The 15,328-nt window shown below is 62.2% G+C and carries 10 protein-coding genes; all 10 read left to right on the top strand.

Features of this window, described 5'->3' with window-relative positions:
- Positions 1–10 precede the first annotated feature (10 nt).
- The 10 genes from BMZ70_RS08460 (at position 11) to BMZ70_RS08415 (ending at position 15,313) form a co-directional block, all read left to right on the top strand.
- Entirely contained in the window at positions 11–1,513 is a 1,503-nt protein-coding gene (locus BMZ70_RS08460) for an AMP nucleosidase (protein WP_092272344.1), read from the top strand.
- A gap of 217 nt (positions 1,514–1,730) precedes the next feature.
- Positions 1,731–4,385 (top strand): TonB-dependent receptor, encoded by a 2,655-nt coding sequence (locus BMZ70_RS08455; protein WP_092272341.1) that lies wholly within the window; start codon positions 1,731–1,733, stop codon positions 4,383–4,385.
- 81 nt (positions 4,386–4,466) lie between these two features.
- Complete coding sequence (locus tag BMZ70_RS08450) at positions 4,467–5,819, top strand: MFS transporter (protein WP_092272338.1); 1,353 nt, start codon at positions 4,467–4,469, stop codon at positions 5,817–5,819.
- Positions 5,820–5,835: 16 nt separating this feature from the next.
- Positions 5,836–6,783, top strand: coding sequence for a glycoside hydrolase family 43 protein (locus tag BMZ70_RS08445; RefSeq protein WP_092272335.1), 948 nt, complete (start codon positions 5,836–5,838; stop codon positions 6,781–6,783).
- A 72-nt stretch (positions 6,784–6,855) separates the two neighbouring features.
- Positions 6,856–7,914 (top strand): aldose epimerase family protein, encoded by a 1,059-nt coding sequence (locus BMZ70_RS08440; RefSeq protein ID WP_092272332.1) that lies wholly within the window; start codon positions 6,856–6,858, stop codon positions 7,912–7,914.
- A gap of 131 nt (positions 7,915–8,045) precedes the next feature.
- Positions 8,046–9,788, top strand: coding sequence for an IlvD/Edd family dehydratase (locus tag BMZ70_RS08435; protein ID WP_092272329.1), 1,743 nt, complete (start codon positions 8,046–8,048; stop codon positions 9,786–9,788).
- Between the two features lie 91 nt (positions 9,789–9,879).
- Positions 9,880–10,872 (top strand): AraD1 family protein, encoded by a 993-nt coding sequence (gene araD1 / locus BMZ70_RS08430; RefSeq protein WP_092272326.1) that lies wholly within the window; start codon positions 9,880–9,882, stop codon positions 10,870–10,872.
- Positions 10,869–12,437 carry an aldehyde dehydrogenase (NADP(+)) gene (locus tag BMZ70_RS08425; RefSeq protein WP_092272323.1) on the top strand — a complete coding sequence of 523 codons (1,569 nt, stop codon included), beginning with the start codon at positions 10,869–10,871 and terminating at the stop codon, positions 12,435–12,437. The genes araD1 and BMZ70_RS08425 overlap by 4 nt, the downstream gene beginning before the upstream one ends.
- A 98-nt stretch (positions 12,438–12,535) precedes the next feature.
- Positions 12,536–13,303, top strand: a complete 768-nt coding sequence (locus tag BMZ70_RS08420) for an SDR family NAD(P)-dependent oxidoreductase (RefSeq protein ID WP_092272320.1) — start codon at positions 12,536–12,538, stop codon at positions 13,301–13,303.
- Positions 13,304–13,387: 84 nt separating this feature from the next.
- Positions 13,388–15,313, top strand: a complete 1,926-nt coding sequence (locus tag BMZ70_RS08415; protein ID WP_092272317.1) for a glycoside hydrolase family 97 protein — start codon at positions 13,388–13,390, stop codon at positions 15,311–15,313.
- Positions 15,314–15,328 lie beyond the last annotated feature (15 nt).

The following is a 15,328-nucleotide window of genomic DNA, read 5'->3' as shown; positions in this document are numbered from 1 at the left end:
AAGGAGCCGCATGTCTACGCACCGCCCATTCATCGCCCCCATGCAGTTTGACGACGCTCAAGCCGCCTACGACCAGGTTCTGGCCATCTACGACACCAACATCGCCTATCTGCGCGACGCCATGAAGCGCTTCGTCGCCGGCGAAGACGTGGGTGAACATGTGCGGGCCTGCTATCCGTTTGTGCGGGTCCATACCGACACCGTGGCGCGCGCCGATTCGCGGCTGGCGTTCGGCTTCGTCGCCGGCCCCGGCACCTACGAAACCACGCTCACCCGGCCCGACCTGTTCGCGCGCTACTACCTCCAGCAATTCAAGCTGCTGCTGAAGAACCACGGCAGCCACCACGTCAAGCTGGAAGTCGGCACCAGTTCGCAGCCGATTCCGATCCACTTCTCGTTCGCCGAACATGAACACATCGAAGGCAGCCTGACGGCGGAACGCCGCCTGCTGATGCGCGACGTGTTCGACCTGCCTAATCTGGCGGCAATGGACGACGGCATCGCCAACGGTACCCACGAGCCGCCGATGGGCGAGGCGCAGCCGCTGTCGCTGTTCACCGCGCCGCGCGTCGACTACTCGCTGCTGCGCCTGCGCCACTACACCGGCACCTCGTGCGAGCATTTCCAGAAGTTCGTCCTGTTCACCAACTACCAGTTCTACATCGACGAATTTATCCGGCTGGGGCACGAGTTGATGTCCCATCCATCCGGCGCGCCGGGCGACGACTACATCGCCTTTGTCGAACCGGGCAACCTGGTGACGCGCAGGGTAGGGCAGTCGGTACAGCCGGGCGATGCGCTGGGCGCCGCGCCCCCGCGCATGCCGCAGATGCCGGGCTATCACTTGATTCGCGCCGACGGCACCGGCATCTCGATGGTGAACATCGGCGTCGGCCCGGCCAATGCCAAGACCATCACCGACCACATCGCGGTGCTGCGCCCGCACGCCTGGCTGATGCTGGGCCACTGCGCCGGCTTGCGCAACACGCAGGAACTGGGCGATTACGTGCTGGCGCACGGCTACGTGCGCGAGGACCACGTGCTCGACGAAGACCTGCCGCTGTGGGTGCCGATCCCGCCGCTGGCCGAGGTGCAGGTGGCGATCGAGGCGGCAGTGGCCGAAGTCACGCAGCTGACCGGCCATGACCTCAAGCGCGTGATGCGCACCGGGACCGTGGCCAGCACCGACAACCGCAACTGGGAGTTGATGCCGCAGCGGACGCCCGAGCGCCGTTTCAGCCAGAGCCGGGCGATCGCGCTGGACATGGAAAGCGCCACCATCGCGGCCAACGGCTTCCGCTTCCGCGTCCCGTATGGCACGCTGCTATGCGTGAGCGACAAGCCGATGCACGGCGAGATCAAGCTGCCGGGCATGGCCAACCAGTTCTACCGCGACCGTGTCGACCAGCACCTGCGCATCGGCATCCGCGCGATGGAGCTGCTGCGCGCGCTGGGCGTGGACAAGCTTCACTCCCGCAAGCTGCGCAGCTTCACGGAAGTGGCCTTCCAGTAGGAGCAGGCGGCACTTGCCCGTCAGTGTGTTGTGCATTGACTACAAAATTGATAGCGTTACCACGGCCGCCGCGCGCGGCGGCCGTTGGCTGATATCTTTTTTGGTATCGAAAACCGCCAAAAATTGATTGGTTTGTTTTTCCCCCAGCACCTAAGATTTGCTCCAGACGGCGCTCCCCCTCGCCGCTCCTAAGAAAAACAGACACTACTGGAGACCTATGAAACACACCGTATCCGGGACTTGCGAGTCCCAGGCCAAGCATCGTCTCGTCCTGAAATCCGGCGTTGCCGTGCTGGCAGCCGCAGGCCTGCTGAATGCCCTCCCGGTAATGGCCCAGCAGGCTGGCGATACCCCAGTGGCCGCCGTGGCCGAACAATCGACCGTGACCGTGACCGGTGTTCGCCGCGCCGCGCAAAGCGCCCAGAAGATCAAGAAGGATGCAGATAACGTTATCGACTCCATCGTCGCCGACGATATTGGTAAATTCCCGGACACCAACGTGGCCGAAACCATCGCCCGCGTCACCGGCGTGCAAGTGCGCCGCGACGGCGGCGAAGCCAACACCGTGCTGATCCGCGGCTTGCCGGGCATCGCCACGCTGCTGAACGGCCGTGAGATGTTCAGCACCGTCGGCCGCTACATCCAGCTGGCCGATATCCCGTCGACCATGCTGCAGCGCGTGGACGTGTACAAATCGCAGAGTGCGGACCTGCCCGAGGGCGGCATCGCCGGCGTGATCGACGTGCGCACCAACCGTCCGTTCGACTTCAAGGGCTTCACCGCCGTGGTCAATGGAGGCGCCACCAACAACTCGCAGGCCGAGCGCACCGACCCCAACGTCAGCGGCATGATCTCGAACCGCTGGAAAACCGACATCGGCGAATTCGGCGCCCTGGTTGGCGTGTCTTATCTGCGCAACCACTACACCGAAGAACGCGTTTTCAACACCAAACCGATCAACAAGAACTGGCTGCTGCCGAATCTGACCGGTCCTGACCTGGTGGGCCTGGAAAGCATCAAGGGCGACCGCCGCCGCAGCGCCGCCAACTACGCCTTGCAGTGGAAACCGAACAGCGACGTTGAAGTGTATGCGGAAGGCTTGTCTTCGCACTACCTGAACAATTTCGAGACCGACTTCTTCGTCGGCCTGCCGTGGTGGGGCCCGGGCGATCAAATGACCGCCACCAAAATCCCGGGTTCGGACCAACTGCAGACGCTCAATTCGCACAACGTCAACACCATCATGTCGACCCAGGCCAACCGCGCCAGCAACGTGACCCAGCAGCACGCCATCGGCGGCCGCTGGAATGCTGCGCCGGGCCTGCGCCTGAGCACCGAGCTTGCCCGCACGCTGTCGGACTACGACTGGCAGAATCCTATCCTCGACACCATCACCAACGTGCCGAACGCGAACGTGAACACCAATGTCGGCGGCAGCTCCTACGTCGCCTACGGCGGCATGGATCTGAACGATCCGTCGAAGTACACGCTGTCGCAGCTGTTCGACCGCTATGGCCACGACCAGGGCGCATCGACCGACTGGCGCGCCGACGGCACCTACACCCTGCAGGACGAGGGTCTGTTCAAGGACTTCGGTTTCGGCGTGCGCGCCGCCAAGCGCACCGCCGCGTCGATCAAGTCGCTCGAAGGCTCGGTGCCGGCAACGGCTGGCGTCAGCGCCGCTTCGCTGCAAGGCATGAGCTGCACCGCGCAGATGCAAAACAACTGGGGCACCACCTCGTGGTACACCCCATGCGCGGACTACCTGATTACCAACACCGCCGCCGTGCGCAAGGCCGTCACTGGCAGCAGCGCTGCCAAGGCGATCGATCCCGGCTCGTACTTCGCCGACGAGGAAAAGAACTACGCCTTGTACGGCAAGGCCCATCTGGGCTGGGAAGTGGCCGGCATTCCGGTCGATGGCGTGCTCGGTATGCGCGTCACCAAGACCGATTCCAAACTGCTCGGCAAACTTGGCATCAGCGTTGTAGGTCAGCCCACCACGTATGTCGATACCGGTAGCAGCGGCAGTGACACGGCGTATCTGCCGAGCGCAAACTTCAAGCTGCAACTGCGTGACGACGTGATCGGCCGCTTCTCCGTGACCAAGACGATGACCCGTCCGGATTTCGCGCAGCTGAATCCAGGCACCGCCTATATTAAACCCAACGGCAATACGGTGGAGGCATCGGCAAGCGGCGGCAATCCGGACCTGAAGCCGTTCACCGCGCGTAACTACGACGGCTCGCTGGAGTGGTATTTCTCGTCGACCGGCATGGCCAGTGTCGCGCTGTTCCGCCACGAGTTCAAAGGCTACATCATGACCAAGAAGGTCAAGGAGACCTTCGACGGTGTGGTGTATGACACCAATCGTCCGTTCAACACCGACGACGGTTACCTGCAAGGCGCAGAAGTATCGTACCGCAGCTTCTTCGACAAGCTGCCGGGCTGGATGAGCGGCTTTGGCGTAGAGGCGAATGCGACCTACACTGAAGGCAAGACCACCACCTCCTCGGTGGTGGACAATGCAGCCAACGGCAAGCCGTTCGCCGGCATGTCGAAATGGTCGTACAACGTGGTGGCGCTGTATGAGAAGTATGGCGTCTCGGGCCGCCTGGCCTACAACTGGCGCTCGAAGTTCACCCAGGTCTACAATGATACCGGCGACGGCAAGGACCTGATCGCATCGCCGATGTCTTCGCTGGATGGTTCGCTGGGCTACAAGATCAACGAGAACACCTCGATCACCCTGACCGGCACCAACCTGTTGAACTTCAAGTACACCGACTACTGGAACGACAAGAACCTGTATCCACGCGATACGCGTAAATACGATCGTTCGGTTGGCCTGTTCCTGAACTGGAAGATCTGAGTAAGTTGAAGCTTGGTTGATGCAAATCGGCCGCGTCCCCGCCTGAGCGAGGGCGCGGCCTCGCACTTTGAGGTAGTCACGATGTCGAATCAAAAAATGTCGGTGCTGGAGAAAATCGGTTTTGGCGCGGGCGACATGGCGCTGAATGTGGTGATCTCGTCGATGATGTTGATCATTACCTTCTTCTACACCGATATCTACGGCTTGAAGACCACGGACCTGGCGCTGATGTTTGGTGTCGTGAAATTTGTCGGCGCGATGGCCGATCTGGTGATGGGCCAGATCACCGACCGCGTCACCATGCGCTGGGGACGTTATCGTCCGTGGCTGCTGTTGCTGGCCGTGCCTTACGGCGTCAGCGTGTTCTTCGTGTTCCTCACGCCGGACTGGGACTACAGCGCCAAACTGGTGTGGGCTTATTCCACCTACATCATCATGACCGTCATGACGGCGGGCGTGGGCATTCCCTATATCTCGCTGCCTAGCGTGCTGTCCAAGGATCCGCAGGAAACCCTGTCGGCCAACGGCTACCGCCTGTTCTTCGCCAAGATCGGCGCCTTCATGGTGACCGTGATCGTGCCGCTGCTGTCCGAACGCCTGGGCCACGGCAACGCGGCTGCCGGCTATGAGCTGGCGATGGCGGTGATGGCGGCGATGGGCGTGGCGCTGTTCCTGTTCTGCTTCTTCACCACCAAGGAGCGCGTGCAGCACGAAATCAAGCGCCAGCCGCTGTGGGAGCAAATCAAAGTCCTGGTGCGCAACGACCAGTGGCTGATCCTGTGCGGCGTGTGCATCACCGGCACTGTGGGCTATGTGCTGCGCGGTTCGGTGGCCATCTACTACGCCAAATACTACCTGCATGCCGATGCCGCCTTGATCTCGGCATTCCTGTCGACCGGCGTGGTGGCGGCCATTCTGTCGATGGTGGCATCGACCTGGATCACCAAGTTTTACTGCAAGATCAAATTGTTCCGCTGGACCCAGATCGCTGTGGGCCTGATCAGCGCCGCCATCTACTTCCTGGTCAAGCCGGGCGACGTGGCGCTGGCCTTCGTGCTGTACTTCCTGCTGTCCTTCGTGGTGGACCTGCACGCGCCGGTGTTCTGGTCGGCCATCGCCGAGACCATCGACTACGGCGTGCTCAAGACCGGCAAGCGCGTCTCCGGCTTCGCCTTCGGCGGCATCTCGGTCTGCCAGAAGGCCGGTATGGGCATCGCCGGCATCGTGGTCGGCAAGCTGCTGGCGTACTTCGCCTATGTACCCAACGTTGAGCAAACCGATTTCGCATTGCACGGCATCGTGCTGATGATGACGCTGATTCCTGGCTTCTTCCATACCGTCATGGGCCTGCTCATGTTCAAGTACCGCCTCAACGACGGCTACTACGCGCAGGTCAAGGAAGAGATGGGAGCGAAAGGCTATGTGGCAGTCTAATTTTTTGGAACTTGAAATGGAAAACATCCTCACCCCGCTGATCGAGCAGCGCGCCGATCCTCATATTTATCGCCACACCGACGGCTATTACTACTTCGTCGCCTCGGTGCCGGAGTACGACCGCATTGAACTGCGCCGCGCCAAGACCATCGCCGGCCTTGTCGACGCCGAGAAGGTCACCGTCTGGCGCAAGCCCGATACTGGCCCGTACAGCGAACTGGTTTGGGCGCCCGAGCTGCACTTCAACCAGGGCGCGTGGTATGTCTACTTCGCCGCCGCGCCTAGCCGCGAGATCAAGTACAAGCTGTTCCAGCACCGCATGTACGCGATCAGCACCGCCGCCGCCAATCCGCTGGAAGGCGAGTGGGAGTTCAAAGGCCAGATCGACACCGGCATCGACACCTTCTGCCTGGACGCCACCACCTTCACCCACAAGGATCAGCTGTACTACGTGTGGGCGCAGAAGGACAACGCCATCGAGGGCAACTCCAACATCTACATCGCGCCGATGAAAACGCCGTGGCAGCTGGGCGGTGCGCCGGTCATGCTGAGCAAGCCGGAATTCGACTGGGAGATTCGCGGCTTCTGGGTCAACGAAGGTCCGTCCATCCTCAAAAAGAACGGCAAGATCTTCCTCAGCTATTCGGCCAGCGCCACCGACGAGAACTACGCAATGGGCCTGCTGTGGGCGGACGAAAACGCCGACGTGATGGATCCGAAGTCGTGGACCAAGGCCAAGGAGCCGGTGCTGCAGACCTGCTTCGAGCACAAGGTGTATGGCCCCGGCCACAACAGTTTCACCGTTGGCGATGATGGCGAAACTGTCATGTTGGTTTATCATGCACGCACCTACACCGAGATTATCGGCGACCCGCTGTGGAATCCGGACCGTCACACCTACGTTAAACCGCTGAAGTGGGACGAGCAGGGTATGCCCGTTTTCGGAAAGCCGTCGATCGCCTAAAATAAGCGAGCGCACATATTCCGGCGGCCGAGCAGGGGAACCTCTCGGCCGCCTTGTCATTAGAGAGTCAACATGCAAGCAACGATCACCGAATCCCCATTTGGCCAGCTGCCGGACGGCCGCGCAGCCACCCTCTACACCCTGACCAACGCCAACGGCATGATCGCCAAGATCAGCAACCTTGGCGGCGTGATCACGGAACTGCACGTGCCGGACCGCGACGGCGTGCTGGCCGACGTCTGCCACGGCTTCGACAACGTCGACGCCTACCTCGGTAAATCGGAGTACTTCGGCGCGCTGATCGGCCGCTATGGCAACCGCATCGCCAACGGCCGCTTCACGCTGGACGGCGAGACCTGGCAGCTGGACGTCAACGATGGCGTCAACCACCTGCACGGCGGCGCCGATGGCTTCCACCGCCAGCTGTGGGAGGCCGAAATCTTCACCACGCCGAAATCGGCGGGCGTGATCCTGACTTATTTGAGCATCGCCGGCGACCAGGGTTATCCCGGCACCGCCGAAATCACCGCCATCTACGAGCTGCGCGACAATAACGAATTGCGCATCGCCTTCCACGCCGTGGCCGACAAGGCCACGCCGATGAACCTGACCAACCACGCCTACTTCAACCTCGCCGGCAAGGGCGACATCCTGGGCCACGAGCTGACTATCCCGGCCGACGCCATCACCCCGGTCGGTCCCGGCCTGATTCCGGTCGGTGCGCCGGCGCCAGTAGCCGGCACGCCGTTCGACTTCCGCAGCGCGACCGCCATCGGCGCGCGCATCGATCAGCAAGATGCGCAGCTGGCACTCGGTTCCGGCTACGACCACAACTTCGTGCTGAATAAATCTGCTCCGGGCGCATTGGAACTGGCGGCCCGGGTGGTCGATCCGTCGTCGGGCCGTGTGCTGGAAGTGCTGTCGCAGGAGCCGGGCATCCAGTTCTACAGCGGGAACTTCCTGAACGACTCGGTCAGTGGAAAAGGGCGCATCTACGGTCATCGCAGCGGCTTTTGCCTCGAACCGCAGCACTTCCCGGATTCGCCGAATCGTCCTGATTTCCCGTCGACGATCCTGCGTCCGGGCGAGGAGTACAGCACGGTGATGGCTTACCGCTTCACCACCGTCTAGGTATATCGATTTCGATATCGATATCGATAAACAATTTATTGGAAAGTTATCTCAGTCCGCCTTAGTATGCCTTATCGATGCGGGGACATGACATTCACGTCCCTGCACAGGAAAATACTGAGGAGAAATGCATGTCTGAGAATGACAAAAAGGTGAAGCTGCGCTCCGCCGAGTGGTTTGGTACCCAAGACAAAAACGGCTTCATGTACCGGAGCTGGATGAAGAATCAGGGCATCCCTGATCACGAATTCGAAGGCAAGCCGATTATCGGCATCTGCAATACCTGGTCCGAACTGACCCCATGCAACGCCCACTTCCGCAAACTGGCGGAACACGTCAAGCGCGGCATCTACGAAGCCGGCGGCTTCCCGGTTGAATTCCCAGTATTCTCCAACGGCGAATCGAACCTGCGTCCGACCGCCATGTTGACCCGTAACCTCGCCTCGATGGACGTGGAAGAATCGATCCGCGGCAATCCGATGGACGGCGTGGTGCTGCTGGTCGGCTGCGACAAGACCACTCCGGCGCTGCTGATGGGCGCTGCCTCGGTCGACATTCCGACCATCGTTGTTACCGGCGGCCCGATGCTGAACGGTAAACTGAACGGCAAAAATATCGGTTCCGGCACCGCCGTCTGGCAGCTGCACGAACAAGTCAAAGCCGGTGAAATCTCGATGCACGAGTTCATTGGCGCCGAAGCGGGCCACTCGCGTTCCGCCGGCACCTGCAACACGATGGGCACTGCCTCGACGATGGCCTGCATGGCCGAGTCGCTGGGCACCTCGCTGCCGCACAATGCCGCCATCCCAGCTGTCGACGCGCGCCGCTACGTGCTGGCCCACATGTCGGGCATCCGCATCGTCGAGATGGTGAAGCAGGACCTGAAGCTGTCGAAGATCCTGACCAAAGAGAATTTTGAAAACGCGATCCGCGTCAACGCCGCCATCGGCGGTTCGACCAACGCCGTGATCCACCTGAAAGCCATCGCCGGCCGTATCGGCGTGGATCTGGAACTGGAAGACTGGACCCGTGTCGGCCGCGGCACCCCGACCATCGTCGACCTGCTGCCATCGGGCCGCTTCCTGATGGAAGAGTTCTACTACGCCGGCGGCCTGCCGGGCGTAATCCGCCGCATGGGCGACGGTAACATCCTGCCGCACCCGAACGCGCTGACCGTCAACGGCAAGACCATCTGGGAAAACTGCGTGGATGCGCCGATCTACGACGAAGAAGTGATCCGCACGCTGGACAACCCGATCCGCAAGGACGGCGGCATCTGCATCTTGCGCGGCAACCTGGCGCCGCGCGGCGCGGTGCTGAAGCCATCGGCCGCAACGCCGGAACTGATGCAGCATCGCGGCAAGGCCGTGGTGTTTGAAGACTTCGAACACTACAAGTCGCGCATCATGGATCCGAACCTGGACGTCGATAAAGACTCCATCCTGGTGATGAAGAACTGCGGCCCGAAAGGTTATCCGGGCATGGCGGAAGTAGGCAATATGGGCCTGCCGCCCAAGTTGCTGGCAGCGGGCGTGAAAGACATGGTGCGTATTTCGGATGCGCGCATGAGCGGTACGGCGTATGGCACGGTGGTGCTGCACGTGGCGCCGGAAGCGATGGCCGGCGGTCCGCTGGGCATCGTCAAGGATGGCGACTACATCACGCTCGATTGCGCAGGCGGTCAGTTGAATCTGGAAGTGTCGGACGAAGAAATCGCCGCACGCCAGGCCGCCCGCGTGGCAGGCAGCGCGCCAGGTCCGAAGACCGGCTACCAGCAGCTGTACATCGAGCACGTGCTGCAAGCGGACGAAGGCTGCGACTTCGACTTCCTGGTCGGTAATCGCGGTTCGGCCGTTCCACGTCACTCGCACTAAACCCACGTCGTCCCGGCGCAGGCCGGGACCCATAGAACGCATGCTCAGCATGGACCCCGGCCTTCGCCGGGGCGACGGCAAGGAGATTCATATGTTATTGGTTCAATTTAAAAACGAACAAGGCGCGCGTAAAATCGGCGTGCTGGAACAAGAAATCATCCGCATCATCGACGGCTACAGCACCACCTACGCATTGGCGCAGGATGCGATCCGCAAATCGGTATCGCTGGCCACGCTGGCTGAAAAAGCCATCGGCGCGCAAACCACCTCGTTCGACGCAGTGGCCGCAGCCGGCCGCCTGCTGTCGCCGCTGGATCACTCGGACGACGCCCACACTTACGTCACCGGCACCGGCCTGACCCATCTGGGCTCCGCCGACACCCGCGACGCCATGCACAAGAAAATCGGCGGCGATGTTGAATCGCTGAGCGATTCGATGAAGATGTTCCGCATGGGCGTGGAAGGCGGCAAGCCAGCCGCCGGCGCCGCAGGCGTGCAGCCGGAATGGTTCTACAAAGGCGACGGCTCGATCGTCGCCGCCAGCGGCCAGGACCTGAACATGCCGGACTTCGCGCTGGACGGCGGCGAAGAGCCTGAAGTGGCAGGCCTGTACGTCATCGGTGACGACGGCCAGCCTTACCGCGTCGGCTTCGCCATCGGTAACGAATTCTCGGACCACGTGACCGAACGCCAGAACTACCTGTACCTCGCGCACTCCAAGCTGCGCGTATGCGGTCTCGGTCCTGCGCTGCTGGTGGGCGAAGCGCCGGCCAGCATCGAAGGCATCTCGCGCATTCTCGACAAGGAAGGCAAGGTACGCTGGGAGAAGCCATTCTTCAGCGGCGAACAGAATATGTCGCACACCATCGCCAACCTGGAACACCACCACTTCAAGTACTCGCTGTTCAAGCGTCCGGGCGACGTGCATGTGCACTTCTTCGGCACCGCGACCCTGAGTGTGGCGGACAACATCTCGGTGCAGCCGGGTGAAACCTTCGAGATCCATTCGCCGCAATTCGGCCCGGCCCTGCGCAACAAGCTGGCCGTCTACAAAACCGAAGTGGCCAAGGTGAAGGCATTATGATCATCACCGGCGATGCGCTGATCGGCGGCCAATCCGTCAAAGGCACCGGCGCGGGCGTCCGCGCCTACAACCCGGCTACGCAGCAGGTGATCGAGCCTGAATTCCGCACCGTGGACGCGGCGCAAATCGATCAGGCTTGCCGCCTGGCCGACGAAGCCTTCGACACCTTCCGCTCGCTGAGCGACGAGAAGCGTGCCGCCTTCCTCGACACCATCGCCGACCAGATCATGGAACTGGGCGATGTGCTGGTTGAACGTGTGATGGCCGAAACCAGCCTGCCGCGCCCGCGCGTGGAAGGCGAGCGCGCCCGCACTGTCGGCCAGCTCAAACTGTTTGCCAACTTGCTGCGCGAAGGATCGTGGCACGACGTGCGTTTTGACAAAGCCCTGCCGGATCGGACGCCGCCGCGTCCGGACCTGCGCATGCGCATGATCGGCCTTGGCCCGGTGGCCGTTTTCGCTGCCAGTAACTTCCCGTTGGCTTTTTCTGTAGCAGGCGGCGACACCGCGTCGGCGCTGGCCGCCGGTTGCCCGGTGGTGCTGAAGGCGCACTTTGCGCATCCGGGCACCTCGGAGCTGGTCGGCCGCGCGGTCGTGAAAGCGGTTGAGATCTGCGGCCTGCCGGCCGGCGTGTTCTCGCTGCTGACCGGCGTGGGCAATGAATTGGGCATAGCACTGGTGCGCCATCCAGCCATCAAGGCGGTCGGCTTTACCGGCTCGCGTGGCGGCGGCCTGGCGTTGATGGCCGCTGCGGCTGCGCGTCCGGTGCCGATTCCGGTGTATGCCGAAATGAGTTCGATCAATCCGGTGTTCCTGCTGCCGCAGGCGCTGAAGAACCGCGCCGAAGACATCGCCGCCGGTTTCGCCGGTTCGCTGACGCTGGGCGTGGGGCAGATGTGCACCAATCCTGGCCTGGTGCTGGCGATCGCCGGCCCTGAGCTGGACCGCTTCAACGCTGCGGCTTCGCAGGCGCTGGTGGGCGGCGCGGCTTGCTCTATGCTGTCGCCGGGTATTGCCGGGAACTTCGCGCGCGGTGTGAGCCAGCTGGCGGAGCATGCGGATGTGACCACGCTCGCCCTGGCGCCGCAAGCCGAAGGCAAGGGCGCTCCGGCGCTGTTCGTGTCGTCGGCGTCGGCCTTCCTGTCGCAGCATGCGCTGCAAGAGGAAATCTTTGGCCCAGCATCGCTGGTGGTGGCTTGCAAGGACGTGGCCGAGCTGCGCGCCGTCGCGGATAAGCTGGAAGGCCAGCTGACCGCCACGCTGATGATGGACGAAGGTGATCTGGAAGCTGCGCAAGCGCTGCTGCCGGTATTGGAACGCAAGGTTGGCCGTATTCTGGCCAACGGCTATCCGACTGGCGTGGAAGTCTGCAGCTCGATGGTGCACGGTGGCCCGTTCCCTTCGACATCGGATGGCCGCAGTACCTCGGTCGGCACTGGCGCGATCTCGCGCTTCTTGCGTCCGGTGTGCTACCAGAACCTGTCGCAAGCCTTGCTGCCGGAAGTCCTGCGTGACAACGGCAGCGCCAAATGGCTGCGCCGCGAAGGCGAATTGACCCGCAACTAAAAGACCCGTCGTCATTCCGGCGAAGGCCGGAATCCAATGCTGCGCAAGCATTAATTGGGCACCGGCCTTCGCCGGTGCGACGGATAACAGGAGACTGTATGACCCAACTGGCCAAGTTTGGCAGCCTGCGCGGCAAGCGCGTATTCATTACTGGCGGCGGCACCGGCATCGGTGAAGCGATGGTGATTTCCTTTGCGGAGCAGGGCGCGCAAGTGGCCTTCGTCGACATCGCGCGCGACGCCAGCCTCGCGCTGATTCGCCGTGTGAAGGAAGCCGGCTATCCCGAGCCGTTGTTCCGCCAGTGCGACATCACCGACATCCCGGCACTGCAAGCCACCATGACCGAAATGGCTGGCCTGATCGGCGACTTCGACATCCTCGTCAACAACGCCGCCAACGACCAGCGCCACGACACCGCCGAAGTCACGCAGGAATTCTGGGACAAGTGCATCGCCATCAACCAGCGCCCGATGTTCTTCACTTGCCAGGCGGTCCTGGAAGGCATGAAGAAGAAGGGAGCTGGCTCCATCATCAACGTCGGCTCGATCTCGTGGCACGTGAAGAACGCCGGCTACCCGGCCTACGCCACCACCAAGGCCGCAGTGCACGGCCTGACCCGTGGCCTGGCGCGCGAGTACGGCGCCCACGGCATCCGCGTCAACACCGTCACGCCGGGCTGGGTGATGACCCAGCGCCAGATCGACCTGTGGCTGGACGACGCCGGCGAGCAGGATATCAAGCGTAACCAGTGCCTGCAAAACAAACTGATGCCGCAGCACGTGGCATCGATGGTGCTGTTCCTGGCTGCCGATGATGGCGCCATGTGTACCGCTCAGGAATTCATCGTCGACGCAGGCTGGGTGTAAGCCGCCTGCAGTAGCACCGTTCGCCCCCGGAGACACCGCGCATCGACGCGGCGGGGTATAGCAACCATAGAAAATGGTAGGAACATGGTGAAGACAACCATAGCCGCCGCGCTGAGCGCTGCGGCAATTATCGCACCCGCCCACGCCGCGCAGTCAACAGCGTTGCGCAGCCCGGACAAACATGTCGCCGTCACCGTTCGCGCGGAAGACGGCAAGCTGACATACGCCATCGCCCGCGACGGCAAGCCAGTCCTGCTGGCCTCCGACCTTGGCCTGCAACTCGCCGGCGCCGATCTGCGCAACGACCTTACGCTACTGGCCGCAAGCGCCCCGCGCGTGGTGGAAGACCGCTACCAGATGGCAGTCGGCAAAAAGCGAGACATCACCTACCGCGCCAACGAGCAAACGTACTCGCTGCAAAACGCCAAACAGCAGAAAATCGACATCGTATTCCGCGTATCGAACGACGGTGTCGCCTTCCGCTACGTCGTCGCCGAGCCATCGCTGCCGCTGAAAAAACTGGTGCAGGAATACACCAGCTTCGCCCTGCCAACCGGTGCGAAAGCCTGGCTGCAGCCGATGGCGGTCGCGCAAACCGGCTGGAGCAACACCAATCCATCCTACGAAGAACACTACCAGATGGAGATCCCGGCCGGGACCAAGGCGCCGACCGACGCAGGCTGGGTATTCCCGGCCCTGTTCAAGACCGGCGCCAACTGGCTCGCCATCTCCGAAGCCAATATGGACGGGACCTGGCAAGCTTCGCGCTTGGCCGCCGATTCCACCGGCGGTAAATACAGCATCGACAACCCAATGCCGGCCGAGGTGTACACCAACGGCGGCCTGATGGCCGAAGTGGAGGGCACACTGACCTCGCCGTGGCGCGTGATCGTACTGGGCCCGCTGGCCACCGTCACCAACTCCACGCTCGGCACCGACCTGGCCGCACCGGCCGTCGCCTTCGATGCAGCGCGCGTCAAGCCCGGCCACGCCTCGTGGAGCTGGGCCATCCTGAAAGACGACTCCATCGTCTACGACGTCCAGAAAAAGTTTATCGACTACGCCGCCGACATGCACTGGGACTACACGTTGATTGACGTGAACTGGGACCGCAACATCGGTTACGACAAAATCAAGGAGCTGGCCGACTACGCCGCCACCAAAAACGTCGGCCTTATCCTCTGGTACAACTCGTCCGGCGCCTGGAACAAAACCGAATACTCGCCGAAAGGCCAACTGCTGACTCGCGAACAGCGCGTCAAGGAATTCAAGCGCGTGCGCGAGCTTGGCGTCAAAGGCCTGAAGATCGACTTCTTTGCCGGCGATGGCCAGTCCATGATCGCCTACTACAACGACATCCTGCGCGACGCCGCCGATGCCGGCCTGCTGGTCAACTTCCACGGCTCCACGCTGCCGCGCGGCTGGGCGCGCACCTGGCCTAACCTGATGACGATGGAAGCGATTCGCGGTTTCGAATTCACCACCTTCGAGCAGAAGGACCAGGACCTGATGCCAAGCCACGCCGCCATGCTGCCGTTCACGCGCAACCTGTTCGACCCGATGGACTTCACGCCGATGGTGTTCGGCGACATCCCCAACATCAAGCGCGCCAGCAGCAACGGCTTTGAACTGGCCACCTCGGTGCTCTACCTGTCCGGCATCCAGCACTTCGCCGACACGCCGGAAGGCATGGCCACCGCGCCGGCCTACGTCAAGCAATTCCTGCAAAACCTGCCGCGCAGCTGGGACGACAGCCGGCTGGTGGACGGCTATCCCGGCAAGTACGCTGTCATCGCGCGCCGCGCCGGTGACACCTGGTACATCGCAGGCATCAACGGCACCGACCAGGGAAAAACGCTGATGCTGGACCTGTCCTTCGTCGGCAAAAAGCAGGGCGTCATCTTCACCGATGGCGACCAGCCCCGCAGCTTCAGCCAGCGCAGCATCGCTGCCGGCAAAAAAGTAGCAGTAATCGTCAAGCCGCACGGCGGCTTCGTCATCCAACTATAAAACCCAAGGAGACTG

Origin of the sequence: Duganella sp. CF402 (genome assembly GCF_900109645.1) — a bacterium.
Lineage (GTDB): Bacteria > Pseudomonadota > Gammaproteobacteria > Burkholderiales > Burkholderiaceae_D > Rugamonas.
This window is presented reverse-complemented; position numbering and strand designations above follow the sequence as displayed.